General features: G+C 63.7%; 22 protein-coding genes and 1 tRNA gene. 12 read left to right on the forward strand and 11 right to left on the reverse strand.

From position 1 onward, the window contains the following. Window positions 1–21: 21 nt before the first annotated feature. Both tmk and HMPREF1484_RS01720 read left to right on the forward strand, forming a co-directional pair. Window positions 22–783: a dTMP kinase gene (gene tmk / locus HMPREF1484_RS01715; RefSeq protein ID WP_016663292.1), complete on the forward strand. Its 762-nt coding sequence runs from the start codon at window positions 22–24 to the stop codon at window positions 781–783. Continuing rightward, the gene (locus tag HMPREF1484_RS01720) at window positions 780–1928 is read left to right on the forward strand and encodes a DNA polymerase III subunit delta' (RefSeq protein ID WP_016663293.1); all 1149 of its coding nucleotides are present in this window, start codon (window positions 780–782) and stop codon (window positions 1926–1928) included. The genes tmk and HMPREF1484_RS01720 overlap by 4 nt, the downstream gene beginning before the upstream one ends. A 6-nt stretch (window positions 1929–1934) precedes the next feature. Here HMPREF1484_RS01720 and HMPREF1484_RS01725 read toward each other — a convergent pair whose 3' ends face one another. The 3 genes from HMPREF1484_RS01725 to nth all read right to left on the reverse strand — a co-directional run bounded on the left by HMPREF1484_RS01725 (window position 1935) and on the right by nth (window position 4062). Then, window positions 1935–2807, reverse strand: coding sequence for a DUF3027 domain-containing protein (locus HMPREF1484_RS01725; protein ID WP_016663294.1), 873 nt, complete (start codon window positions 2805–2807; stop codon window positions 1935–1937). A 3-nt stretch (window positions 2808–2810) separates the two neighbouring features. After that, entirely contained in the window at window positions 2811–3194 is a 384-nt protein-coding gene (locus HMPREF1484_RS11925; RefSeq protein WP_016663295.1) for a cold-shock protein, read from the reverse strand. Window positions 3195–3384: 190 nt separating this feature from the next. Further along, the gene (gene nth, locus HMPREF1484_RS01735; protein ID WP_051120595.1) at window positions 3385–4062 is read right to left on the reverse strand and encodes an endonuclease III; all 678 of its coding nucleotides are present in this window, start codon (window positions 4060–4062) and stop codon (window positions 3385–3387) included. 163 nt (window positions 4063–4225) lie between these two features. Between nth and HMPREF1484_RS01740 the strand changes: the two genes are divergently transcribed. Further along, window positions 4226–4903 carry a Crp/Fnr family transcriptional regulator gene (locus HMPREF1484_RS01740; protein ID WP_016663297.1) on the forward strand — a complete coding sequence of 226 codons (678 nt, stop codon included), beginning with the start codon at window positions 4226–4228 and terminating at the stop codon, window positions 4901–4903. A 114-nt stretch (window positions 4904–5017) separates the two neighbouring features. Here the strand turns inward: HMPREF1484_RS01740 and HMPREF1484_RS01745 are convergent, their stop codons facing one another. The 4 genes from HMPREF1484_RS01745 to HMPREF1484_RS01755 are packed head-to-tail and all read right to left on the reverse strand — an operon-like array spanning window position 5018 to window position 6825. Next, on the reverse strand, window positions 5018–5863 hold the full coding sequence (locus HMPREF1484_RS01745) for an MBL fold metallo-hydrolase (RefSeq protein WP_016663298.1): 846 nt from the start codon (window positions 5861–5863) through the stop codon (window positions 5018–5020). Window positions 5864–5865: 2 nt separating this feature from the next. Continuing rightward, window positions 5866–6327: a RidA family protein gene (locus HMPREF1484_RS01750; RefSeq protein ID WP_016663299.1), complete on the reverse strand. Its 462-nt coding sequence runs from the start codon at window positions 6325–6327 to the stop codon at window positions 5866–5868. A 6-nt stretch (window positions 6328–6333) separates the two neighbouring features. Continuing rightward, entirely contained in the window at window positions 6334–6510 is a 177-nt protein-coding gene (locus HMPREF1484_RS11440) for a DUF4177 domain-containing protein (RefSeq protein WP_016663300.1), read from the reverse strand. A gap of 9 nt (window positions 6511–6519) precedes the next feature. Further along, window positions 6520–6825 carry a WhiB family transcriptional regulator gene (locus tag HMPREF1484_RS01755; protein WP_016663301.1) on the reverse strand — a complete coding sequence of 102 codons (306 nt, stop codon included), beginning with the start codon at window positions 6823–6825 and terminating at the stop codon, window positions 6520–6522. Window positions 6826–6972: 147 nt separating this feature from the next. On the opposite strand from HMPREF1484_RS01755, the gene HMPREF1484_RS01760 reads away from it, so the two are divergent. The 5 genes from HMPREF1484_RS01760 (at window position 6973) to HMPREF1484_RS01785 (ending at window position 14210) form a co-directional block, all read left to right on the forward strand. Further along, the gene (locus HMPREF1484_RS01760) at window positions 6973–9429 is read left to right on the forward strand and encodes a transglycosylase domain-containing protein (protein ID WP_016663302.1); all 2457 of its coding nucleotides are present in this window, start codon (window positions 6973–6975) and stop codon (window positions 9427–9429) included. Continuing rightward, window positions 9422–10357 carry a metallophosphoesterase gene (locus HMPREF1484_RS01765; protein ID WP_016663303.1) on the forward strand — a complete coding sequence of 312 codons (936 nt, stop codon included), beginning with the start codon at window positions 9422–9424 and terminating at the stop codon, window positions 10355–10357. The genes HMPREF1484_RS01760 and HMPREF1484_RS01765 overlap by 8 nt, the downstream gene beginning before the upstream one ends. A 107-nt stretch (window positions 10358–10464) precedes the next feature. Next, window positions 10465–10541, forward strand: a tRNA-Pro gene (locus HMPREF1484_RS01770). Window positions 10542–10918: 377 nt separating this feature from the next. Next, a complete protein-coding gene (locus HMPREF1484_RS10770) occupies window positions 10919–12493 on the forward strand; it encodes a peptidoglycan-binding protein (RefSeq protein ID WP_051120596.1) in 1575 nt (524 codons plus the stop codon). 226 nt (window positions 12494–12719) lie between these two features. Beyond that, window positions 12720–14210: a beta-N-acetylhexosaminidase gene (locus HMPREF1484_RS01785; RefSeq protein ID WP_016663305.1), complete on the forward strand. Its 1491-nt coding sequence runs from the start codon at window positions 12720–12722 to the stop codon at window positions 14208–14210. 6 nt (window positions 14211–14216) lie between these two features. Here HMPREF1484_RS01785 and HMPREF1484_RS01790 read toward each other — a convergent pair whose 3' ends face one another. Continuing rightward, window positions 14217–16199 (reverse strand): hypothetical protein, encoded by a 1983-nt coding sequence (locus tag HMPREF1484_RS01790; RefSeq protein WP_016663306.1) that lies wholly within the window; start codon window positions 16197–16199, stop codon window positions 14217–14219. A 93-nt stretch (window positions 16200–16292) separates the two neighbouring features. On the opposite strand from HMPREF1484_RS01790, the gene HMPREF1484_RS01795 reads away from it, so the two are divergent. Then, window positions 16293–17696 carry a phosphotransferase gene (locus tag HMPREF1484_RS01795; protein WP_016663307.1) on the forward strand — a complete coding sequence of 468 codons (1404 nt, stop codon included), beginning with the start codon at window positions 16293–16295 and terminating at the stop codon, window positions 17694–17696. Here the strand turns inward: HMPREF1484_RS01795 and HMPREF1484_RS01800 are convergent. Both HMPREF1484_RS01800 and HMPREF1484_RS01805 read right to left on the reverse strand, forming a co-directional pair. Beyond that, window positions 17680–21099, reverse strand: a complete 3420-nt coding sequence (locus HMPREF1484_RS01800) for an ATP-binding protein (RefSeq protein WP_016663308.1) — start codon at window positions 21097–21099, stop codon at window positions 17680–17682. The genes HMPREF1484_RS01795 and HMPREF1484_RS01800 overlap by 17 nt on opposite strands. Continuing rightward, window positions 21096–21854 (reverse strand): DUF4194 domain-containing protein, encoded by a 759-nt coding sequence (locus tag HMPREF1484_RS01805; protein ID WP_232049678.1) that lies wholly within the window; start codon window positions 21852–21854, stop codon window positions 21096–21098. Before HMPREF1484_RS01805 ends, HMPREF1484_RS01800 begins: the two co-directional genes overlap by 4 nt. Window positions 21855–21970: 116 nt before the next feature. Between HMPREF1484_RS01805 and HMPREF1484_RS01810 the strand changes: the two genes are divergently transcribed. From HMPREF1484_RS01810 to HMPREF1484_RS01820, 3 genes are all read left to right on the forward strand, one after another. Further along, window positions 21971–22576 carry a hypothetical protein gene (locus HMPREF1484_RS01810; protein WP_016663310.1) on the forward strand — a complete coding sequence of 202 codons (606 nt, stop codon included), beginning with the start codon at window positions 21971–21973 and terminating at the stop codon, window positions 22574–22576. A gap of 80 nt (window positions 22577–22656) precedes the next feature. Further along, window positions 22657–23235, forward strand: coding sequence for a hypothetical protein (locus HMPREF1484_RS01815; RefSeq protein ID WP_141740561.1), 579 nt, complete (start codon window positions 22657–22659; stop codon window positions 23233–23235). After that, window positions 23232–23831 carry a hypothetical protein gene (locus tag HMPREF1484_RS01820; protein WP_016663312.1) on the forward strand — a complete coding sequence of 200 codons (600 nt, stop codon included), beginning with the start codon at window positions 23232–23234 and terminating at the stop codon, window positions 23829–23831. Before HMPREF1484_RS01815 ends, HMPREF1484_RS01820 begins: the two co-directional genes overlap by 4 nt. Here HMPREF1484_RS01820 and HMPREF1484_RS01825 read toward each other — a convergent pair. After that, the gene (locus HMPREF1484_RS01825; protein ID WP_016663313.1) at window positions 23809–25302 is read right to left on the reverse strand and encodes a DUF3375 domain-containing protein; all 1494 of its coding nucleotides are present in this window, start codon (window positions 25300–25302) and stop codon (window positions 23809–23811) included. The genes HMPREF1484_RS01820 and HMPREF1484_RS01825 overlap by 23 nt on opposite strands. Window positions 25303–25335: the final 33 nt, after the last annotated feature.

Consider the following 25335-nt stretch of genomic DNA (forward strand, 5'->3'; position numbering starts at 1 on the left):
CTCACCTGAGACAATGGCGTCATGTCGAGCATCGATTCCACTGCACCGCGTACGCCTCTGACGACCGCCTCAGCCTCACCGTCGGAAACGGGCCTTTTCGTCACGTTCGAGGGCGGCGACGGCGGCGGCAAAAGCACGCAGATCCCGCTGCTCGAAAAGTGGCTTCGTGGCGAGGGCTCCCCGTTTGCGGGTGCTGACGTCACCGTGACGAAAGAGCCGGGCGGGAGCCCGCTCGGTGCCCAGATCAGGGAGCTGATCCTCCATTCGGATCACGTTTCCGATCGTGCCGAAGCACTGCTCTACGCCGCTGATCGCGCCCACCACGTCGAGAGCGTCGTACGTCCGGCGCTCGCCTCAGGCGGGATCGTGATCGCCGATCGATACCTCGACTCCTCCGTCGCCTACCAGGGCGCAGGCCGCGCACTGAACCCAAACGACGTGTACGAGCTGTCGATGTGGGCCACCGAAGGGCTGCTTCCCCACCTCACTATTCTCCTCGACGTCTCGCCCGAGACCCTCGCACAGCGACGCGAAGCCGCTTCCCTGGACCGCCTCGAAAGGGAAGGGCGCGAGTTCCACGAGGCCGTGCGCGCGGCATTCCTCGACCTTGCGCGCCGCGAGCCCGAACGGTGGATCGTGATCGACGCCTCGCAGTCGGTCGAGGACGTCCACGCGGAAATCACCCAGCGTTTCGCCGACTGGGTTCGCGTCAATGCCCACACCCTCACCGGCGCCGCTGAACACCCGGTCGAGGGCACAACGACCCCGGATTCGCTCCTGTGAACGTCTACGACACGGTCGTTGGCCAATCGGCCGCGGTCACACAGCTCTCGCGCGCTGCCTCACCGGGCGGCTCTCTCGCCCAGGCGTGGCTCATCGCCGGCCCGCCGGGATCGGGTCGCTCAAGCATCGCGCGTGCGTTCGCGGCGAGTCTCCTGTGTGACGCCCCGCGTGAGGGTGTTGGCTGCGGACAGTGCCAGCCGTGCCGCACCGTTCTCGCGGGAACCCACGCGGACGTGACCGCCGTGCGAACCGAGACGCTCACGATCTCGAAGGACGACGTTCGTGAGCTCGTGGCGACTGCGCAGCGCGCACCGGCATCAGGGCGCCACCGCGTTCTCATCATCGAGGATGCCGACCGCATGAGCCCGGGCACGTTCAACGTGCTCCTTAAAGCCATCGAGGAACCGCCGCCGCGAACCGTGTGGCTGCTGTGCGTTCCCTCGCCACAGGATCTCGCACAGACGATTCGCTCACGCTGCAGAGTGGTGAACCTCCAGGTGCCACCAGCGGACGCTGTCGCGACGCTCCTCATCAACCGCGATGGCATTGCACCCGAACTCGCGCATCGAGCCGCGGCGAGCGCGCAGGGGCATATCGGGATCGCCCGCCGCTACGGCCTGCACCCCGAAACCCTCGAGGAACGCGAAGAGTCTGCGCGAAGGCTTCTCGCCCTCACGAGTGTTGGGCACGCGATCGCCTTCGCGAAGGCTCTCATCGAACGCGCCGAAACCGAGGCGCACGCCGAAGCGGACGAGACGAGCGCCCGCGAGCGCGAAGCATTCATGCGCGGTGCAGGCATCGAACCCGGCGGGCGTATCCCTCCGGCACTACGCGCCCAGGTCAAGGCCCTCGACGACGAGGCGAAGCGACGCGCGACCCGCCTCGTGCGCGACGTCATCGACCGCTTTCTGCTCGACATTCACTCGGTGTTCAGGGACGTTCTCGCACTCCAACTCGACACGGGTGCGACGCTCGTCAATCCCGGCATCGAGCGGGAGCTGACCGAGCGCACGCGCGTGCACTCGGCGCAGACCACGCTCGCTCTACTCGATGCCGTGGGGACGGCCCGCAAACGGGTGGGCATGAACGTGCCACCACAGCTCGCACTTGAGGCGCTGCTCGCCTCGGTCGTCGCCGCCCGCTAGGAGACGCTACTTCTCTTCGCTGGCCTTTTTCGCCGCGAGTTTCTCCTGCTCCTTCTTCAAAAGAGCCTCGTCGATGATCGACTTTTCCTCGAAGCGATCTTCGTAGTCGACGGCTTCTTCGTCGAGAACCTTCTCGGGCAGGTCCCCCGCGATGTTCTGCTTCTCGGCGTCGGTCTCGGAATGCGCGCCGCAGCCGTACTGTAGCGACACTACGCGCCCATCGGCAGGCGACCACTCATTCGTGCAAATACCGAATTCCTGGCGCAGCGAACCGTTGAGCAGGGAGAGGAAGCCACACGAGCGGCACTGGGCCTTCACGGTGCCTTTGCGGCCGCGCTTGCTGACCTCGCGCGGGCCGAAATTGCCACTCATCCAGCGTTTTGCGGCGTCTTCGCGGCCCTCGCGCGACAGCACTCGCTTGCGACCGAGGCCGAGCTCCCACATGGCCACTCGATCGGCTTCTTCGTCGTCGGTCTGTTCGTAACCGTGCTCCAGGCGAGAGTCGTCGGCGCTGTAGGGCAGGACGTCGTTTTCCCCGACATCACCGGGGCGAAGACGCTCCGCCCACGGCTCCCACTCGGGTGCGAGAAGGGAATCCTCGCCCGGAATGAGCGCGGTCTCGCAGACGGTCGCGACCTTCGCGCGCGGGGCGCGCGCAAGCACCGCGATCCAGGTCCACCCCGCGTAACCGGGCATCGTGGCCTCAAAAAAGTGCGTGACAAGGCGCTCGCCGCTCGCTTCGGCGCGTACGTGCGCGCCGACCTGATCGGGCTCGGCAACCTCGATCACGGCGGCGGCAGCCTGTTCGATCGCCGCCGCACAAACGGCATCGAGTTTCGGGGCGCGCGTGCGCGCCTTCGCGGGAGCGGTAGAAGTCATCGACTACGCCTCAAAGTTGTCGGCGACGGCGCGCAAGACGGCCGCAACCTTCTGCGCGTGGCCCCTATCGGGATAACGACCGTGGCGGAGCCCGTTCGAGGCGCCGTCGAGAAGCTGGATGAGGTCCTCGACCATAACGGCCATGTCTTCCGGCTTGACCCGACGCGCACGGGCGATGCTGGGTGCAGGATCAAGGAGGCGTACCGTCAGCGCCTGGGGGCCGCGGCTGCCGTCGACCATGTCGAACTCGACGCGCTGGCCTTTACGGAGCTGCTGAACCCCCTCGGGGAGGGTCGACGCGTGCACGTACACGCTCTGGCCATCCTCGCTTACGAGGAAGCCAAAGCCCTTTTCAGCGTCAAAGAATTTGACCTTGCCGTTCGGCACAGTGATTCCTGCCTTTACTCTCGAGCGCTCACGCGCATGAAACAGGCTCCATTCTATCGTGCGCCCTTCGCTGGACGAAAGATCCGCGGCCTGGGTCACCCTCCCCGCTCGGCTCACGCGGGCACCCGCGGCGCGGTGTCCGACGTCGGCTTCACCCCGCCGTCTCTTGGCTTTTTGTTGCTCCTTCCGGCTAGTCCCGAAAGGCGCTCGGGCACGGAACCTCGAGGGCCGCGAGTGGGCACTCGCCACACGCGGGTTTTCGTGCCGTACATAGATTCCGCCCGTGAAAGATCAGCCGGTGCGACAGCATCGTGAGGTCGACGGGAACCTGGCAACCGTCGGCCCCAGCGCGCGCCACCACGTCTTCCTCCACCGTCCGCGGAGCGGAACTCTCGCTCCAGCCGAGCCTGCGCGCGAGCCGGCCCACGTGGGTATCGACCGTGAGTAGCGAGTGGCCGAACCACGTTCCGCGCACCACATGGGCGGTTTTGCGACCAACGCCCGCAAGGGATTCGAGCGCCTTTTGGTCATCGGGGACTTCGCCTCCGAAGTTCGCAGCTAGGCGTGCAGAAAGCTCCCGCACGTGGGCGGTGCGCCTTCCAGCCATTCCGAGCGGACGCACAACGGCCTCAACCTCTGCTTCGGGGGCGCACGCCATGACCTCTGGACTCGGCCAGCGCTTGAACAATTCCGCAGTCACAGAATTCACTCGCGCATCGGTGGTCTGTGCCGAGAGAACCGTCGCGACTAGCAGTTCGAAGGCACTCGAAAAATTGAGCTCGCAACGCGCGTCGGGGTAGAGCTTTGCGAGTTCCTCATCAACGCGCTTTACCGCGGGCACAGCGTGGTCCTTGAGTCCCGAATTCATGCTGCCATTGTGCACGTGTGTCCAGCCAAGCAGAAATAGCACGGGCAGTTTCGGGAATTCCCTGGGCCCCGTCACAGATCAGGTATTACTGTTAAGGAGCACGCGTGTGCACGTCGCACACCCCACAATTTTCCGCTACACCAGCGCAACCCCAGGAGGAACCGTGGACGAGAACATCGTTCGTTCAGCACCGCTTTTTGCCGCGCTCGATGACGACGGCAAGCAGGCTGTCCTTGACTCGATGACTCAGGAGGATTTCCACCGAGGCTCCGTCGTGTTCCGCGAAGGCGATCAGGGCGACCGCCTGTTCATCATCGCGAGCGGCAAGATCAAGGTTGGCCACGCTTCGGGTGATGGCCGTGAAAACCTCCTCGCCGTGCTCGGCCCGGGCGAAACCCTCGGCGAGCTTTCCCTCTTCGATCCGGCCCCGCGTAATGCCACGGCAACCGCTGTCGCCGAGACGACCCTCTACTCCCTCTCCCAGCAGGATCTGTACCGCGTTCTCGCGCAGCGCCCCGAGGTGGCCCGCCACCTCCTCGCTTCGCTTGCACGCCGCCTGCGCAAGACCAACGACTCGCTCGCGGACCTCGTGTTCGCGGACGTCCCCGGTCGCGTCGCCAAGAACCTGCTCGACCTCGCTCAGCGCTTCGGCCGCCAGAGCGACGAGGGCATCATGGTCTCCCACGGCCTTACGCAGGAAGAGCTCGCGCAGCTCGTTGGCGCTTCGCGTGAAACCGTGAACAAGGCGCTTGCCGACTTCGCACACCGCAACTGGATTCGCCTCGAGGCCCGCGCAGTGCTGCTCCTCGACATCGAGCGTCTGCGCCGCCGCGCACGCTAAGCATTCACTGCCACACGGCACAGACAGCACGAAGGGAGCGGCCCCACTCGCGGGTCGCTCCCTTCGTGCTATCTGGCGCGCCCCTTGGGCAGCTCGGTGTTCGTCTTTTCGCTCCTACCGGTCCGTGCCCGTGATGTATTCGAGCGCCGCGCGAATGTTGCGCTCAGCGCCTTCGCGGTAAAACGCGACATCGTCCGCGCTCGCGCCATCGTCTTTCAACGCAGCGAGCTCGCCTCCGTAGATCTCGTTGCACATGCGTCGCACCGTAAGAACCCCGCGCTCGCGCACCTGCCTTACGCGCTCGAGCCGTTCGCGCCAGTACGCGAGCGCCTCTTGCGACGCAACGAGCGCCTCGTGAGGAGCCTCGATCGGGTCACCGTGACCGGGATAGAGGCCCGAAATGCGGCCGTCCATGCACATCACGCGAATGATGTTGAGGCACTGGAGGTACTCGTGGAGCGTGCAGTCCTCGCCCACCACACTTGGCGCCCCACCGAGGAGCGTGTCTCCCGTGAGGAATTCTCCGCCTTCGAGGAGTAGGCCGATCGAATCGGCGGTGTGCCCCGGGAGATGGAGAACATCGGCCACGACGCGCCCGTCGAGAGAAATCTCGCTCGGAACCGGCGCCGCGCCGGGTACCAGGGCGGGTTCCGCAGCCCACAGGGGAACGGTGATGCCGGTTGCGGAACTAAGGGCTCGCCGCACCATCGACGTCGCGCCAGTGTGCCCTTCGTGATGATGCGTCACAATGATGCCGCCGACGCGGCGGGCGCCGGTAGCGACCACCGCGTCGACGACAGCTTGCGCATGTGCACGCGCTGCGGGACCGGGATCGACGATCCACACGGTGCGCCCCGCAGTAAAGATGTACGTGCGCGTGCCATCAAGCGTTCGCGGCCCTGCATTCGGAGCGAGCACCCACGAAAGGTGCACGCCGGAAGAATCGGGCTCGCGCTGCATGACTAGCGGAACTCCACGAGAAGATCCACCTCAACGGATGCATCGAGCGGAAGAGCCGCAACGCCGACGGCCGCGCGCGAATGCGAACCAGCCTCACCGAGGACGTCACCGAGCAGCTCGCTCGCGCCATTGATAACGCCGGGCTGGGCAGTGAAGTCGGGAGCCGACGCGACATAACCCGTCACCTTGATGACGCGCGTGATGCGGTCAAGATCCCCGATCTCAGCCTTGATCGCGGCCAGGGCATTGAGGGTGGCCTTCTCAGCTTCCTTCTTCGCTTCCTCAGCCTTAACCTCGGCACCCACTTTGCCGGTCACCTCGAGCTTGCCGCCCACTAGCGGCAGCTGGCCGGAAGTCTGCACGAAATTCCCGGTCACAACGGCGGGAACATAGGCGGCAACGGGCTTTGCCACCTCTGGGAGGGAAAGGCCGCGCTCGCTAAGCTTTTGTTCGACGGTACTCATAGAAAATCAGGCTCCTTCGGTGATGGGTCGCTTGAAATAAGCAACGAGAGATTCGGGCCCTTGCGGCCCTTGGATGACTTGGACAAGCTCCCAACCATCGGAGCCGAAATTGTCCAGGATCGCCTTGGTGTTGTGGATCAGCAGCGGTGTCGTGAGGTATTCCCACTTGTGAATCGTAGCCATGCACCCAGCTTAGCGGGGGGCGCTTGAACCTTTCCGGTTCTCGAGCACGGGCAGCCACGATGTGACTCCCGGGTGTTCGCGAAGGAGGCGGCGCCGTTCGCGTTCCGTCATGCCGCCCCACACACCGAATTCAATGCGGTTGTCGAGCGCGTCGGCAAGGCACTGGTTGAGCACGGGGCATGAACGGCACACCACTTTGGCCTTGTGTTGATCGGCACCCTGCACGAAAAATTCTTCGGGATTGAGGCTCGCACACGCCCCTTGGGCCGCCCAATGCCGCGTGTCGTGAATCGTGTCAACGCTGCCCACGCTCACTGCCGCACCTCCCGGATTGACTCACTTCGAATTTTGGCGTGACTCCATACTAATAAAAGTGTGACGCGACCCCCAATTCGAGGTCTCCCCACAACTTTCACGCGCGCGATACTGCCCTTTGGGCGCCCGCCTTAGTAGGGTGTGGACATGCCTCAGTCTCAGCAGGAGCCAATGGTTCGGTCGAATTCGAACGAACCGACCACCACTCTCACCCAAGCCGTCACGGGCGTGGGCGGCTTGCTCGCCGTGTGTCTTCTCGCCGGCGTGCTGCTTGCCGCCTTCTTCCTTCCTGTCGTGACCGCGATGTCGGCCGCCGCGAAAGATGGCGCGAACCTCTTTAACTCCCTCCCGAGTGAGCTCGACGTCGCGCCCCTCAACGAGGCCTCACGCATCGAGGCGGCCGATGGCAGCCTGCTCGCGACCTTCTACTCCGAGAACCGCGTCATGGTGCCGCTCGACAAGATCGACGAAGATCTTCAGCACGCCGTAGTGGCGGTCGAGGACCGCCGCTTCTACCAGCACAACGGTTTCGACCCGCAGGGAACGTTCCGCGCCCTCGTCTCCAACCTTTCCGGAAAGAGCCTTCAGGGCGGATCGACGCTCACCCAGCAGTACGTGAAGAACGCTCTGCTCATGGACGCTTTCCAGCGCGGCGATGACGAGGCGATTAAGGCAGCGACCGAATCCTCGCTCATTAGGAAACTCCGCGAGGCCAAGATCGCCATCTCCCTTGAGAAAAAGTGGAGCAAGGACGAAATCCTCAACGGCTATCTCAACGTAGCGCAGTTCGGACCTTCTCAGTATGGGGTCGAGACCGCAGCCCAGCACTACTTCTCCAAGAGCGCGGAAGATTTGACGCCGGGCGAAGCAGCCCTGCTTGCCGGCATCACCAACTCCCCGAACGGAAACGACCCGGTCAAGCATCCGAAAAACGCCCTCAAACGGCGCAACCAAGTGCTCTACGACATGTACCAGCTTGGCTACATCAACAAGGAGGAATACGAAACCTCCAAAGAGCAGCCGATCGAGGACATGCTCAAGATTACCGACGCACGCGCGGGTTGCTCGACCGCCGGAGGCAACGGCTTCTTCTGCGATTACGTCACGCGCACGCTCATGCGCGACCCGAAGTTCGGCAAGACTAAAGAGGAACGCCGCAGGCTCCTCTATGGCGGCGGTCTCACGATCAAAACGACCCTCGATCCCGCCCGCCAGAAGATCGCCCAAGACATCGTCAACCGCAAGGTTCCCGCGGATTCCGAGTCGGGATTCGGTCACGCGATCGTGAGCGTCGAGCCAGGCTCGGGCAAGGTGCGGGTCATGGCACAAAACCGCACCTTCAACCCCTACAAGGACGCTAAGCCCGGCGAGACTTCACTCAACTACACGGCCCCCAGCTATCTTGGCGGCGGAAACGGCTTCCCTGTGGGCTCGACCTTCAAGCCATTCGTTCTCACGACATTCTTGAGCGACGGCGGCTCGATCTGGAACTCCGTGCCGCGCGGCTCGAACACGTTCAACAACTTCCCGGCGCACTGCCTCAAGAAAGGTCGCTGGCGCTCGGGCACGGGGTGGCGTCTTAAGGACGCCGGTCGAGACATCCACGGCTCCATGAGCGTTCTCGACGCCACCAAGTTCTCGATCAACACGGCGTACGCCAACATCGCGCTGCGCACCGATCTGTGCAACATCGCTGATACCGCGCGTATCCTCGGCGCGGTCCCGGGTAACTGGGACGACGCGGACCCGAAGCTCAAGGAAAAGTCCGTTAACGATATGTTCGGAGCGAACCTCTCTCCGGCATCGCAGGTCATCGGCGAGATTAACATCCCCGCCGTGAGCATGGCCGCTGCATACGCCGCGTTCGCGGCCGAGGGTAAGTACTGTAAGCCGCAGCCGATTGAAGCGGTGATTGACCGTAACGGCAAGGAACTTCCGTTCACGACTTCGGAATGCACTCAAGCCATCAAGCCCGAGGTTGCGAACGCCGTGGCCTGGACCCTCATGCAGGGGCTTTCAGACCCGAAGGGTACGGGTAAGGGCAAGACAATCCCTGGCCACGATGCCGGCGGTAAGACCGGCACCTCGGGAAAGCAGTACCACACGTGGTACGTGGGATTCACCCGGAACCTTTCGACGGCCGTGTGGTTCGGCAACCCGTCGGCTAACCGCAGTCCGAGCGGGCTGATGGTCGATGGTCAGCGGCTCCCCCGTAACGTGTGGGGCAGCACGGTCTCACTCCCCACGTGGCAAGAATTCATGATCAAAGCCCACGAGGGACTTCCCTCAGCTCCGTTTCCGCCGAAGCCCCAGGGCGTCCAATCCGCCCCGCCAACGCAGGATTCCGTAGGCTCAAGCGAAGAGGCTCCAGAAGGGCCGCAGGCCCCGAACACTCCAGCTCCCACGCAGCCCGACGGGAATGACACCAACCAGAGAAACGGGAATGACACCAACCAGGGAAACAGCGACACCAATGCTGCGCGTGCGGAAACGACGCCGGTGAAAGAGCGCGTCCCCGATAGCGACGGCTATATTTACGTCTACCCTGGCGATCCGGATTATGACGATTACACCGAGTACGAGGAGTACTACCCCGGTGACTAGCGCGAAGCCACTCGCTCTCATTGGCGGCGCCGGCACGCTTGCAGCCGTCGGAACCGCTGCGGCTGCCCACGTGTGGGCCCGCCACATCGAGATTAACCTTTTCGAAATCCGCGCACTCGACCTGCACGTTCTCCCTTCCGGGGCTCAGCCAATCCGCGTGCTCCATATGTCGGATGCACACTTGCTTCCAGAACAAACGAAGAAGCGCGAATTTTTGCGAAGCCTCGCTTCGCTTGAGCCCGATCTCGTCGTCAATACCGGCGACAACGTGGCGAGCGAGGGTGCTATCGATGCCATCGCACGCGATATCGCCCCTCTCCTCGAACGCCCGGGGATTTTGGCCCTCGGCTCCAACGACAAATACGCGGCGGGGAAGCGGAACGTTTTCCGCTACCTCCTTCGCGATCCCAGGCCAAAGAACTTCCGTGATGGCGTTCAAAATGAGCCGCTCGAGGTCGAACGGCTCGTGGCGAAATTGACCGCTGGCGGGTGGACGAATGTTTCGAACGCTCGAGCCCTCATCGAGCTTCCGGGCTGCGACGTGGAGGTTGTCGGGGTCGATGACCCTCACCTCGAGCACGACGAGTTTCCCCCGGTAGATCCGGAGTGTGCTGCCAGGGGCACTCGGCCTTCCGTCAAGATTGGCGTCACCCATGCGCCCTATAAGCGCGTGCTTGACCAGTTTGTCGACGATGGGTGCGACCTCATTTTCGCGGGGCACACTCACGGAGGCCAGCTTGCGCTTCCGTATTTTGGCGCGATCGTGACGAATTGCGATCTTCACCGTTCACAGGCAAAAGGACTCAGTTTCCATCGAGGCGTTCCGCTGCACGTCAGTGGCGGTATTGGCGCGAGCCCCTTCTACAACATGCGTTTTGCAAACCGGCCGGAGGTCACGCTCCTCACCCTCAGGCCTCGCCTGACCTAGAGCTCGGCACGGTGGTGGCGATCACGCCACATCGATTCGCGTCATGACGCGCGAAGGCGCTATAGTTGATGAGGTTCGCGAGCCTTTCACGGTTTTCGCGAAATTTTCGGGGTGTGGCGCAGCTTGGTAGCGCGCTTCGTTCGGGACGAAGAGGTCGCAGGTTCAAATCCTGTCACCCCGACCACCAGCAAAAGCCTCCGCTTCGGCGGGGGTTTTTTCTTTCCCCATTTCGAGTTTCCTCATGTCCTTAGTCGAGCACCTTTAGCACGAATACACGCCGCGAAATTACATCGATGTAACTACCATGATGGAGTTTTTTTGAAAAGCCACCACGGCATTACTTTGGCCAATTATCGGTAAAGGTTTGGCAAATTTGGGCTTCTGATTGATTCCTGAGAGTCCCCGAGCCCCCTACCCCTCACCTAATGTGGAGCGCGAGTCATGCACGTGACTTGCCCCCCGCGATCGCTTCCCGTCACTTCGGGGGGAGCTTCCTCGATGTGCACCCTGTGGCGGGAATTGGTGCGGACACCAATCGCGAGGGTAGGAAAGTTGCTCTCTATGCTTCGTACTGCACAGCGCGGCACACACCGTGCCGAAGGCCCCGCCGTCATCGACTACAGCAGCCTCCTCGCCCCTGTCTCCAAGGGTGCCGTTGGCGCTGCCGCCCTCACCGCCGTTGCAGCAACCGCCGCCACCGGCCTCGGGCTCGCTCCCGCCGATGCTGCACCTTCCACGCATCGCGGCCCCGTTTCACAGGCAGGCACCAAGCTTCCGTCCATCTCCGCGCTCGGCACGAGCCCGCTGCGCACCGGAAGCGGCGGCAAGCATGTTCAAGCACTTCAGTCGCTTCTCAACCACCACGGTGCAAGCATCAACGTTGACGGTTCCTTTGGCCGCAAGACCCGCAATGCGGTTGTCACGTTCCAGTCGTCGGCTGGCATCGGTGTGGACGGCGTTGTCGGTGCCCGCACCCGCTCAGCTCTCGTGGCGAACAACCCCACCGCGGTGAACAGCACTCCGAAGCTTCGCCCGGGTTCTCGCGGCAATGCGGTCGTGAGCCTCCAGAACCTGCTCAAGGCCGCGGGCGCGGACATCAAGGCGGACGGCGTTTTCGGCCGTAGCACGAATACCGCGGTCCGTAACTTCCAGTCGTCGGCTGGCATCGGCGTCGACGGCGTCGTAGGCCCCCGCACCTGGAACAAGCTCAACTCCGGCGCCGGCTCGGCCGCAACCTCCAAGAGCACCACCTCGGTCAACTCCACGCCGAAACTCCGCCGAGGAAACCGCGGCGACGCCGTCAAGGACCTCCAGAACCTGCTCAACAACGCAGGCGCAGGCATCAAGGTCGACGGCTCCTTCGGCCGCGCCACCTACAACGCCGTACGCAGCTTCCAGTCATCGGCTGGCATCGGCGTCGACGGCGTCGTAGGCCCCCGCACCTGGAACAAGCTCAACTCCGGCGCCGGCTCGGCCGCAACCTCCAAGAGCACCACCTCGGTCAACTCCACGCCGAAACTCCGCCGAGGAAACCGCGGCGACGCCGTCAAGGACCTCCAGAACCTGCTCAACAACGCAGGCGCAGGCATCAAGGTCGACGGCTCCTTCGGCCGCGCCACCTACAACGCCGTACGCAGCTTCCAGTCGTCGGCCGGCATCGGCGTCGACGGCGTCGTAGGCCCCCGCACCTGGGACAAACTCAACTCGGGTAAGGTCGAGATCTCGACATCGCGCGCCGCAAGCACCGCGGCTCCTGCTCCCGCTCCGAAGACGTCGGCCCAGTCTGATGTCTCGGGCGAGGCGATCGTCGAAAGCGCCAAGAAATACCTCGGCACCCCGTACGTGTGGGGCGGCTCGTCGCCCTCCGGCCTCGACTGCTCGGGCCTCACCTCGACGGTGTACCGCGAACACGGCATCTCGATTCCTCGCACGGCACGCAAGCAGGCCTTCGCCGGCACGATCATTTCGGAAAGCGAGGCTCGCCCCGGCGATCTCGTCGTGTTCACGCAGAACAACTACGGTCACGTGGGCATCTACGCAGGCGACGGCAAGGTTGTCGACGCGAGCCGTTCGCGCCAGAAGGTCGTCCACCGCGATATCTGGACGTCGAAGGTCATCTTCGTCACCTACCGCTGATCGGGAGAGGGGTTCGATCCTGACGCTCTGCGTCGTGGGAAGAGGATCGAGGCCACACCGGTCAGTTCATGCGGGCAGCCCCTCGGGGCTGCCCGTTTTTCTGTCCGACACCTCCCGGCAGGCATCGGCCATCCCTTTTCCAGCGTGCACCTATCCCCACGTGACAGGGTTGAACTGTATCTTTGTGCATCATCACGCAGGGCCGCCGATCTACCCCAGGAGTGCCATGTCCACGAAACCTGAGCTCAATACCGCTCCCCTCCCCCTCATCCCCGAGCCGGTGTCGGTTCGCTGGGGGGATTCTCCAGCTGAGGACTGGCGAACATCGGACCCGTTCGGCGAGGTCACGGTCGGCGTAAATAAGGACCTGCCGCGCACCGATTTCTCGATCGCGATCCACAAGAACGGCGCATCGATTACTGCCGGTAGCGAGGCGGCACTCGCCGATGGTCGCAATGCGTTCGCGCAGATCGTCCACCTTTCGGCAGTGCGGTCCCAACTCGCCGCAGCCGCAACGGTGGGTCACGAGCAACCGTCGGAGGCGACCTACCGCATCCCCGCGCTCACCCTGAGCGATTCTCCTGCGTTCGCATGGCGCGGCCTGCTCGTTGATCCAGCGCGGCACTTCCTGCCTGTTGAGGATCTCAAGCGGCTCATCACGGTGATGGCCGTGTACCGATTCAACATCCTGCATATGAATCTCACCGACGATCAGGGCTGGCGCTTCGAGGTGAGTGGATACCCGCGGCTCACCGAAGTTGGCGCATGGCGCGAACGCACTGTCGAGGGAACCCCGATGTTTGAGGGTGAGGATACGTTCGCGGAGGACCGCCACGGCGGTTTCTACACGCAGGAGGAACTGCGTGAGCTTGTGCAGTACGCGCGTTCGCGCGGCGTGACCGTCGTGCCGGGCGTGAATCTTCCAGGTCACGCCCAAGCGGCGATCGCCGCGTACCCGTCTCTCGGGAACTACCCTGAACGCCAGCTGCTCGTGCGCGAGACGTGGGGCGTGAGCAACCACGTGCTTGGCACATCGGAAGCGGCCTTCCAGTTTGTGCGCGACGTGCTCGAGCAAGTCGCCGATATTTTTGATTCCCCGTTCGTACACATCGGTGGCGAGGATGCCCCACTGACGGAGTGGGAGCACTCTGCCGAGGCGCGCACGCGCCGCGAGGAGTGGGGTTATTCGCGCGAAAGCGAGATCCTTGGCCGCTTTATGACGTTCGCGGGCGAGGTACTGCGCGATAAGGGCAAGCGCCTCGCGGTATGGGATTCGTCGAGGCTCGTACGGATTCCCGACGACGCGATTGTGCTTGCAGGAGGCGATCCGAAGGGCACCAAGTCTGCGGCTTCCCGCGGCTTTCAGACGGTTGCAGCGCCCGAATCGGTTCTGGGCCTTGATCGCGTGCAGGGCCGGAACGAGCCCGTGGGCGCGCGTCCCGAGTTGAGCCTCGAGGACGTCCTCAAAGCGGAGCCCCTCCCCAAGCGACTGAAGAAGGAGCACGAAGCACTCGTGCTCGGCATCGAGGCAACGGCATTCGGCCAGTACATACCGACTGCTCGCCACCTCGAGTACATGCTCTTTCCTCGTCTCGTGGCGATCGCACAGCACGCGTGGGGCTCGTCTATCGAGGTGGAAGAGCTCCGCGAGCGGATTCGCGCGCACGAGCCTCTGCTTGCACACCTGGGCGTCGAGTCCCGCAAGATCCTCGACTGAGGGGTTCTAGCGGTCGCTTTTACGATCGTGGCGCATCTGCGCGCCGACCCACAGGGACACGATTCCCGTAAAGATCAGGAGCGCTGTGCTCGTCGCGAAGACAGCAAAGGTCGCACTCGAGGAGGGCATGAGGCGCCCAAAAATCGCGCTGAGTCCAGCTTCTCGCCGGTCGGAGCTGGACCCGGGGACGAGAGGTTCAACGTCGACCACGATGTGAGCGCTCGTGCGGAGCCCGGAAGCGTCCTCGACCGTGTACTCGATGGGTGTTGTTCGACCCACGAATGTGGCGGCGGGCGTAAAGCGCACGCCGCCCGCGCTCGTCACCTCGAATACGCCCTCTTCGGGGATTTCAAGGCGGCGCCCTGAGCCTGCGACGAGTTCTTGGATGTTGGTCGCGCTCGCGCTGTGGAGCACGAGGGTCTCGGAATCGAACCCTTGGCCGGGGCTCGCGGGGGTGTCGTTCCCGAGGACGTCAATGGTCACTGAGTTGACTCGGCTGTTGGAGAGGGCTTCGTCGTCACGTGCCGTGGGAACCGCGCTCGCGTATTGCGAGTGGAGAGTTCCGCTCGTCGTGTTGGAAGCGAGAGCGCTGTCGATCGTAAAGGTGGCGACATGGGGCGAGTCGCGTAGGGAGCTGTCGGGAGTAAACGTCACGGTGCGCGCGTTCGCATCGAATTTCCACACTCCCTCGCTCGGTACTCGCATGGTCTTCCGATCACCGGAAAGGCTCGTTCCCGCGGGCATCTCGTGGTCGCTGAAGGCGAATGTTGAAGGCTGGACGTTGAGGGAACCGTCGAGCGGAGTGAACATTGCGGCCTGCCCCCACTTCACGGCCGTGTAGCGTGCACCCACTTGGGGGTAGCCCACGTTCATGGGGGCAACCGAGGAGGTGTTGCCTTCGCTGTCCGCTGCCGTCACTCCCATCGGCGTCACGTCTCGCACCCGGTCACTCAAGGGCGTGAAGGTGAGCGTTTGTGCTGCTCGATCCAGAACCCACGTGCCTTGGTCGGCAACGGTCACCGAAAGGCCGTCGTCGGAGGTGTAGTAGGAGGTTTCACCGCCGAAGGGGGCTAATTTAAGCGTCGAAGGATCCACGTGTGACGTGGCGCTCGCGAGTTCGAAAACGACCGGTTGGCCATAGGCTGCAGCGCGCGTGATGTCCCTGATCGAAGGAGTATTCACCGTCACCGTGCCCCTCGCGGCGGGGTGCGTTTTCTGGTCGCGCCCTTCAAGCGTCACGGGTCGTGGTTGGGCTCCGAGTCTTTCGCGTCGAGGAGTAAAGGTGACACTCGGGTGGCCGTCGGTTGCGAGGACCCACGTTCCTTCATCGGGGACAATGAGACGCGTGCCGTCTTCGACGAGCGTGCTGCCCGCGGGGAGCCCCTCGAGCGTGAAGGCAAGCGTGGCGGGGTCCACACCCGTGCCGTCGATAGCTAGGGGGATCGTAACTTTTTCGCCTTCCGCGGCGCGTGCGCTCACGCTCGGAATACCGGGATAGGTCACGGTCAGGGTGACGGGTGCGGATTCGTAGCCGGCCTTCGAACGTACCGAGAACTTCACGCTGTGCGACCCTCCCGCCTTGGGATTTTCGGGAGTGAACCTCACGCGTGTGTCCGAAATCTTCCACTCTCCCACCCCTTTGAGGGAGAGTTTCTTGCCGCCGTTCGTGGGCTTCGCGTCCTCGGATTCGGTACTCGAAAGCAGCTTCATCGAGTCCGTGTCGAGTGTCTCGAGATCCTCCGCGGACACCATGAGAAATAGGTCAAAGTCACCGGGATTGCCGAGGGTTGCGGTGTGCTTGAGCGCGGACGGATCCGCGGGGAGCGTGAAGGGGCCGTCTTCACCGACTGCGTGCGCCGCGGGAATGAGGGACGCAGCGCCAGGGGCGTGGGGCGCGGGAGCAAGGGCTGGTCCGACGGTTGCCGCAAGCACGAGCGCGCACGTTGCGGCGCGCGCCAGGGTGCGGCGGAGAATCGACTCCTTTCGCACGATTCTCCTTCCCACGAATGCCTCGAATTCACCCGCCACACTACCAGCGGCGTTAGTCTAAGAGGGCCCAAGTATCCCAGCGTAGGGAGTCCCATGCTCAGCATCGTGTTTTCCGATCACTTTCGCCGCGAAAAGTTCCTCGAGGATGCCTCGCGTTTCATCATGGGACAGCGCTGGTACGGCGGTGTGCACGGCACCGCTCCCGAGCTTCAGATTGCCGGCTGGACTCGCCTTGCGGAGGACGATCACCTCGTGGTGTCGTTTGTCGCGCTCGGGGCAGGTGATGGCGTGCGCTTCGCTTTGCCCGTGGCCTGGAACAAGGACGGTCGGGTCGACGATGGTGAGCTCGACAGTCTCATCACGCAGGTCGACACTCCCGTGGGGCAGCACAACGTGTATGACGCCACCGGGATTGATCGTGCTCGCGCGCTTCTCGCGCGCGCCCTTTTCGAGGGGGCTTCAGGCGAGGGACTCTCGCTCGAACCGATGCTGATCGCTGAAACCGCGCAGCGCGTACAGGATGACCTCAAGGCGATCACGGCAACCGAGAGGCTCGTGGGCGAGCAGTCGAACACGTCCCTCATCATTCATACCGAAAGCGGCCGCGAGTACATCCTCAAGCTGTTCCGCCACCTCGATGAAGGCACGAACCCCGACGCCGAACTTCAAGAGGCGCTCCAATCCGAGGGCAATACGCAGATCCCGCAATTCTTCGGGTACGTGCGCGGTGCCGACGCTCTGGGCAGCTCCGACGTCGCCTTGCTCAACCGGTTCCTGCCGAATGTGCAAGATGCCTGGCGCGAGGCCCTCATCGCTGCCGCCCAGGGCATCGATTTTTCCGAGCAGGCGTCGGGCCTCGGCACCGCCCTCGCACAGATCCACACGGATCTCGCGCGCGCCCTGCCCACCGATCGCGTGAGCACCAATACGCTCGCGCTCACCCTCGAGTCGATGAAGCGTCGTTTCGCACACCACGCCGAGACGCTCCCGGCACTCGAGGAGTTCGCCGACGCCGCAAACGCTCTCTACACGCGGGCCTTGAGGATCTCGTGGCCGCCGTTCCAACGAATCCACGGCGATCTCCATCTCGGGCAAGTTCTCAATTCACCGAGCGAGGGCTGGGTGTTTCTCGACTTCGAGGGCGAGCCGCTGCGACCCATGGCGGAGCGCGTGAAGGTCGATTCTCCCTGCCGGGACGTCGCGGGGATCCTGCGCAGCATCGACTACGCAGCGGCCTACGTTGAACTGAATGAGGGCATCGATGCACGCGCGTGGGCACGCGAGGCGCGGGAGGCCTTCCTCGAGGCGTATCTCGCCGAGCGTTCCGCGCGCGGGGGCGAGGGCGACCCGGAGGATCTGCGCGTTCTCTTGCGTGTGTTCGAGCTCGACAAGGCCGCCTACGAGGCCGTGTACGAATCGCAAAACCGACCGGAGTGGCTCGCGATCCCCCTCGGTGCCCTCGAGGAGCTCACCGCAAGCGCTACGCAGCCGGAATGAAATCGATCGGGCTCACGGAGGAATAGCGATCCTCGCGGATCGAGACGACGCCTACGCCACCGATGAACGGCGCGAGCGCCTGCGGATTCTTTCCAGGATTCGCGAGGACCACCTGGAAACCGAAGTGACGGAAGGATTCCATCGCGGCGGTAATGAACTTGCCCGCACCCTTGCTGAACGCCTCGTCGATAATGATGGGCGCATACCTGGGCACATCCACGCCGGTCCCGGCGAGCTGGTAGCGCAAAGCCGCAGCGAGGCAGAACGTCGTCAGGCGCTCGTTCTGGCCACCCGAGAGGGGGCCGCCCGATTCGTGCGCGTGCACAACTTCGCCGGCCTCGTTGACCTCTTCGGCGTGGAAGTGGACGTGGCGGCGGACGTCGAGGATCGCACGGGAGGCGAGGTCTTCGCGCGTGCGGGCCTTCGTGATGATGTCCATGAGGTTTTGGAGCGCGAGGAAGCGTTCTTCCGCTTTGTCTCGGTCGAGCGTGAGGTCGTTTTCGAGGCTTGAGCTCGTTGCCTCGTTGAGCGCGCGCTTGAACTCGTCGAGCGCAGCGAGGTGCACGGGTCGCATCGACAGCTGGAGATAGCGCCCTTCATGGAACTCAACCTGCGCGAGCAGCTCGTTGATTTTCGCGAGGCGCTTGCGGATTTGGGCGGGCTCGCGCGCGATCGCTGTCGCGAGAGCCTGCACGTCACCGAGGGTGTTCGAGGTGAAGAATTCGAAGAAGCGGTCCTCGACTTCGGGAAGCTTTTCCTCTTCGATCCCGCGAAGGATCGCGAGGTACTCGGGGGCGGCTTCGAGCGAGGTGTCGACATCGGCACCGCCCGCGGGCCAGCGCCGCGTGAATTCGCGCATGGCCGTGCGCATATCTTCTTCAGCGCGTGCGGTTTTCTTCGTGAGCGCCATCAGTTCCGCGTCGAGCGTCGCGGAGGCATCGCGCGTCACCTGGTCGATGTTGGAGATGAGCAGTGTGGGTGCGATTGCGCGAAAGCGCTCCTCGAGGTCGGCCGTCGTTTCCGGTGAGAGCGTGCGCTCTTCGAGCTGGGCTTCGGCCTGGAGGTGGCGTTCGCTGATCTGATCGAGCTGCTCGTTGACGCGACCAAGCTGGCCCACGATCTCGAGAAGCTCCTCATCGCCTTCGCTGATCGACATTTCGACCTGATCGATCTGCCGCGCAATTTCTGTAAGGGCACTGGAGCCGTCCTCGGCTGCACGCACCATGTCCTCGAGGTTGGCAATGCGGCGAGCGACACTCGCGGCATCCACGTCGTCCCACGTCACGGCCTGGATTGCCTGAAGCGCGAAGAGCTTTTCGCGGCGGGTCTGGGCTTCCTTTTCGAGATCGCGGCGCCGGGCCTGCGCCTCGAACAGAGCCTGTTCAGCGCGTGTACGCTCCGCTTCGAATACGGCGCGCTTCGCGCGGTTATCGAAGCCGAGCACCCAGTTGGAGCGGTCGTTGATCTGCCGCTCGGCGTTCTTCTCGTGACGTGTCGCGGAGTGCTTGATCTGGCCGGAGCGCAATACCGCTCGAGGATGCTTGGTGAACTCCTCGAGGTTTTCGGCACACAGGTAGTCCATGCGCGAGGCAACTTCGTTCGAGAGCCACTCGTGGAACTCGCCTTCGCGGATCTCAATCTTCGCCCCGAGCGCGCGCGCATCGAGTTTCTTGGGGGCGGTTTTGACGTTCGTGTTGATGCGGTTATAGGACACGCGCCGGCGCAGTTTCATACCGTCGATCTCGCGCGCGAAAGCGCGGTAGGCCCGTTCGGGCACGAGGATCGAGCGGGCGAGGCCGCGCAGCGCCTGCTCGGCGGCGGCCGTCCATTCTTCCTCTCCCGCACGCACTTGCAGCAGCTCGGCGGCGAACGGAAGGTCGGTTGGCGCGACGCCCGTACGCTCAGCGAGGAGATCGCGAAGCGCGACGTCATCGGAGTGGAGGTTCGAGGCGCGCGTCGTGAGAGAGGCGAGTTCCTGGCGGGTCGTTTCGAGAGCGTGCGCGTGCTCGCGGACCTTGGCCTCGGCTTCCCACTGGGTTTGCGCTTCGTTCTTTTCGTCCTCCTCGAGTGCGGCGCGCAGCTTCGCCACCTCGCGCTGGGTTTGCGTGAAGGTTTCTTCGTTCGAGGGAGTGTGCAGGCCCGCGAGCGCGAGCTGTCCCGAGAATTCGGTCGCGCGTTCGCGGCGGCGGTCGCGCTCAACCTCGAGGCCCGCGATCTGCTTTTTCCAGTCATCGATCTCACCGCCACCGGCACTCTTGCGCTGCTCTTTGAGTTGAGCAAGGTCGCCGCGGGCGTCGGAAATGTCCTGCGAGAGGCGGTTGCGGTGCGCACGGAGGCGGTCCTGGTCGCGCGTCAGCCGGTCTTTTTCGTCGGCGAGGAGCCGCACAAGGTGGCTGGCAGCGAACACATCGATGTCGTTTCGGCGGTCGACGAGTTCACTTCCGCGAGAGCGAGCCTCCCGCCATACCTGGTCGGCATTTTTGAGGCCCGTGAGAACGTCGCGTTGTTCGCGCGCGGTCACGAGCGCGTCGTACACCTCGGAGAGGTTCTGGAAGTTTGCGAGTGCCTGATCGGCGAGGTCGAACGTGCGGGGTTCGTCGAGCATGTAGTCGCGAAGGAGCGCGTTGACGTCGCCGAGCTCCTTCGCGGATTGGATTTTGTGAAGCAAGCCGAGCGCTTTTTCGTCGGGGATCCCAAGGATCTGGCTGAAGCGCGCGCGGTACTCGCGGAACTGACGGAAGGTTTCGGTGCCCTCGAGGGTTTTTTCGAGTTCGCGCCCCTCGATGCTCGTGCCCACGAACGGGCGCAGTTCGCTCACGTCGTAGGGTTTCGAGGAGATGACGTAAAGACTCTTGACGTCCGAATCCGCGCTGTGCCCGGATTGAAGCAAGAACATGCGTGTGAGCTGGAGGGTTTCACCTAGTCCATTGCCGAAGCGAAGGCTCACGACGCTGAGTGTCGAGTTCTCCCGCAGAACTTCCTGGCTGAATTCACCGGTTGCGGGGTCGTAGTGCATCGCCCACGCACCGCGTACGTAGCTCGCGACGGTGCGGCGGTACTTCGTGCTGCGCGGCCCGGCGTCGGAGGCCGCGGCGTTGAAGTGGAGCGCACGAGGTGGTGTCAAGAGCGCGCTGATCGCGTCGAGCAACGTGGACTTGCCGGTGCCGGGACCACCCGTGAGGAAGTAGCCCTTCGAACTAATCTCGAGGTCGTGGGTGCCGTGGAAGGTTCCCCAGTTGCTCAGCTGCACGTGGTTGAGGCGCCATTGGCCCGGGTGCGGGTGCTCGGGGTCGCTCGGCTCGCGGCGGGGGTTTTCGGGGGCGGTTCCGACGCCTGCTTCGCCCAAGCCGTCGAGGGTGTTGTGCACGTCGCTGAGGGGCACTTCGCCGGTCGCGTTGCTCACTTCGCCTGCCCTTCGTTCGTGGCTCCGGGGTTGTCGAGCGCATTGGCTGCGCCCGTGATGTCGTCGCCCGCGCGCTCGTAGAGGTCGATAAAGGTGCGCGCCGTATCGGGGTTGATCATAAGTTTGAGAACGGGGGAAACCTCGAACGAGTCACCCTGTTCCTCGAGGAGGCCCGCGCGCTGAATTTTTGCGATTGAGGCCCGGATGTCCTTCGTGAAGCCGGCTTCATCGGTCGAGGTCGTGCGCCGATACGGGGCGATGTTGGCGATGAGTTCCGCCTCGCTCACAACGGCGCGCTGGCCGCGCGAGGACTGCGTAAGGAGGTGCTGACGCAGCACGAGGAGGAGGACGGAGTCGAGTCGGTTGAGGCCCGTGAGTCGACGCAGAAGCTTCGGGGCATCGGGGTCGTCCTCGCTCTGGCGCACGAATGCGACCTGCGCGTCGTCGTCGAGAACAAGTTCCAGGAACATGTCGGCGAGGCGCTGCTCGATGTAGGCGCGATCGCGAAGGAGCTGGCCGTAGCGCTGGGGGTCGCGTCGACCGTCCAGGTAGGGCCCTTGAAGCAGGGCAACGAGAACGCGGCGGGAGTCCTCGACGAGCGCTCCCCCTGTGGAGCCGGCGTAGGTGAGGTCTTCGTCGTCGCTTGCGAGCGCCCATTCGTCGCGGTCAGTGCTCGGCGTTGCCGCCGGAGCAGTGCGACCGTCGGTGGCGGTTTCCTCGTGTTCACGCATGCGCGGACCCTTCTCGTTTTCCACGCCCTCAAGCCTACCGGCCGCACAAGAGTTATCCACAATTTTCACCCGCCTCTATCTGGCCTGCGTTTGAGTTCATAGGTTGACTACGTCCGCTCACCTCACTCGAAGGAGCCGCCGTGTCCCTGCCCTCGCTTATAGCCGACAACCATCGCAGCCCCGCGAGGATCTGGGTCATTCTTGCGACGATCGCGCTCGTCTGTGTCGTTTTGGGGCCGCTCCTCGCCCCTGGCGCGATGTGGCTCGTGCCTGTCGCCCCCTCGTCTCCTGGGGACAGCAGTCCACTGGCGGGGCTCGACGAACTCCTCTCGCGCGCCGCCGCGTTTCTCTTCGTGTTCGGTGTGTTCTTCGGCGCAGGGAACTTCGCCGGGCTTACTGCGGTCCCGTTTGCGATCGTGGCACTGACGCGGTGCGAGGGTGCGGGGCGCATCGGTTTTGCTCTCACGGCGATTATCGTCTTCGTCCTCGGGCCGCTCCTCGCCGTTCTGAGCGCAGCCGCCATGGTCGCCCTCTCCTTGACCCTCCCGACCGAGGTCTCCAGCAATCCCGCCACAGGCGCGGTGAGGGCCGAGTGGGAAGGGCTCAGAGCTTTGCTCGTCTTTGGAACATTCGCTGTCCCGCTCGCCATCGATCTTGTGCGATTCGCCGTCCTGTCGTTTGCGGGGGTCATCGTTTACTCCGCTGATCCACGCTCTGACCCCACCGGCTCTGCTTTAGCGCGGTAACCGTCTGCCTCCCCCACCCCGCGCGCGTGCCGTAAGGTTGTGTACGTCACCTTCAATGATCCCAGGGAGGTAGCGTGACGGTGCCTGCACCCCCCTCACACCGACGCCCCACTGCGCTATGGATACTGTTCAGCGGTCTCGCACTGGCGATAATCCCCCTGCTGCCGATTGTTCTTGTCAGCTTTTCGCTCGACGATCCCGCCTCGCCCTTACCCAAGAGCGCCGGAAGTGTGGCCATCTACGCGCAGCAGTTCGATTATCTCGTGGAATACTTAAAATCGGTCGCCTTTCTCCTCATCATCGGGATAGTTGGTGCGAACCTTCTCGCTCTTTTCTCGTTCCCCTTTGCCCTCACCGCTCTCAAGCGGTGCACACGTCAAGTTCGCCAAAAGAACATTCACTCGCTCATATACTTCGTGTTGGGCCCTATTATCGTGGTCCTCAGCTTCATCGCGCTCGTCGTTCTCGACGTCGCGGTGATGAGTGTGGTCGATGCGGTCACGTCAAAAAGCGAGGCTGCGCGAAGCGTCGCGTTGCCTTTCGTGGTCGCCGTTTTCGTAATCCCCCCACTTCTCGACATCGCCAGGTTCGTGTATCTCTTCTTCGCGAGCATTCGGGTGTACCTCGTCAAACCCTCCGCGCTCGAGGAGGCGCCGTGATCGCTCCGGTTCACGCGTATACAGGCGACACTCATCGCGCTCCCGCTCGCGTGTGGGTTCTGATGACGTCTATCGCGGCCGCCCTTCTCGTTCTCGCGCCCGGCGTGGCACTCGCCCTCTTGGCGTTTCCCATCTTCATCGAGGACCCGCCGAACACGATGCCGGCCTTCCGAGGCGTGAACACCCTCACGTATACCGTTTTCCGCTCGGTCCTCGTGTGCGTCGTGGCGGCGCTGACGGCGAATGTGCTCGTCTTCGCGGCCACCCCCGCCATCGTTCGCGCCCTTAAACGCTGCCCCTCAAAGGGAGCGGCCCGATTCGGGGCGATCGCGGCGCTCCTTTTTCTCGCAGGCGCACTCGTGAGCGCGGCAATCTGGGCCCTGGTCCTCGCCCCGGTGGTTGTCGCTTTTTCACCGGATCCTGAGTCGCTTCGCGACCAACTTCCCCGGTTCAACCTGCTGTTGATTTTCGTGCCATTCGTGATCGATTCGGTGCGATTCCTCGTGATGCCGCTCGCGGGTATCGCCGTCGCGGGAGCGCGGCAACGAGGCGCCGCGCCTCCAGTCGAGCCCACTATGGCTCCGGTACCTCGCTGAGGAAGAAGAACGCGGGCACGCGCGCTGCGTAGTCCGTGCCACCTGCCTCAAGGGAATCTTCGCGCCAGCGCACGATCTCCGTGTCCCCCTCGCGAGCGTTCGCGTGTGCCGTTGCGAGAAACATGAGGCCGATGACGCTCGCAAGCCCCTGAGGTGCTCCCTGTTCGCGAACGACCTGCCCGATGCTCGCCTGACCTTTCGCGTGAACGACCTCGTTCACGGACGATGTGAGCCCCACGAGGTCAATGTCGTTCGTGCGGACAAGCTCATCCAGAACCTCGACGCTGAGACGCGAGGCATCGTGGACCTCGGCCTCTGGCGGCACGCCGGGATCGCTCGGATCCTTAAGAAGGTGCTGAGCGACAGAGCTCATCTGCGCGCGCGAAAGCCCCAGATCGACCTCTTCGGTCTTGCGGTGGCTCACACTGTCTTTTTGTGCGAGTGCGATGCCCTGTGCCTCTTGAAGAAGGTCGAGAAGGACGCGGTGCTGGCGGAAGTCCTGGCTGCGCACAAAACGCGCAAGTGAGCGATACAGCTCGGTCTTGACGTCGAGGACCTCTTGCGCGGGCTCGTACAGGTCGCTGAAGACGTTCGCGAGGCGGTCGCGTTCGCGGCGCGTAAGAGTGCGCGTAAAGTCGCGCGAAAGGAGGCGATCCACGAGGTCCTGGGCTCGCTCGTTTTGTTTGGGGTCGTTGAGCATCCTGAAGAACGCCGTGAAGGTCTTGCCCACCTTGGATTGACCGAGGAGGTCATCGCCCGCGAGGAGCTGCTCGAGGATTTCGCCGCGCGAGCCTTCGGGCGAAAGGATCTGCTCACGAAGATGCAGGTCAACGGCGCGAAGGTCCTCGCGGTACTGAAGGAAGTCTCCGCTCAGTTCGTCGGCGACCTGGAGGATATCGCGAAGGCGCTCCGCGGAATGCTCGGCCGGCGGGAGCATGAGTTCGCCTTCGCTCAGCGCCTGGATCTCTCTTTCGATCTGCGCGCGGCGAAGCTGCAGGCCGCGAAGGCGCACATCTCGATCGCCCTCGGTGTCCTCGGCAAGCCGCTCAAACTGCTGCATGACGAGCGTGAGGCGGGATTCCGTCGTCGTAGGTCGATGCTCCTCGAGGCTCGAAATGAAGCTGATCGCTTCCACGGTGGACACCGACAATTCGAAGGTCGTTTCGACCGTCGTGGGGTCGTCGCGTCGCGTGAGATAGCCTTCGCGCACCCACGAGTCGACGTACTCCGAAGCGCCGCGCTGAAGATCCTCGTCGCCGCGCAGGAGGTCGAGGTGGCTCGCCACGCGGGCCACGAGCTCGGAGCGGTCGAGCCGACGGTCGCCCGCGGGGAAAACCGTCTGCAAAATCGCGAGGGTCGCGGGCGCTTTCGTGGCGGATAGGAGCCGCCACGTGGACATGCGGCGAAGCCGCTCGTAAGCCTCGGCGCGCTCGTTCGCGCTATGCCCGCCGAAGGTTTGAAGATCGCTCACACTCACGCCTCAACACTATCGAAGCCGGGTACG

The sequence above is a fragment of the Dermabacter sp. HFH0086 genome, assembly GCF_000413375.1.
GTDB classification, from domain to species: domain Bacteria; phylum Actinomycetota; class Actinomycetes; order Actinomycetales; family Dermabacteraceae; genus Dermabacter; species Dermabacter hominis.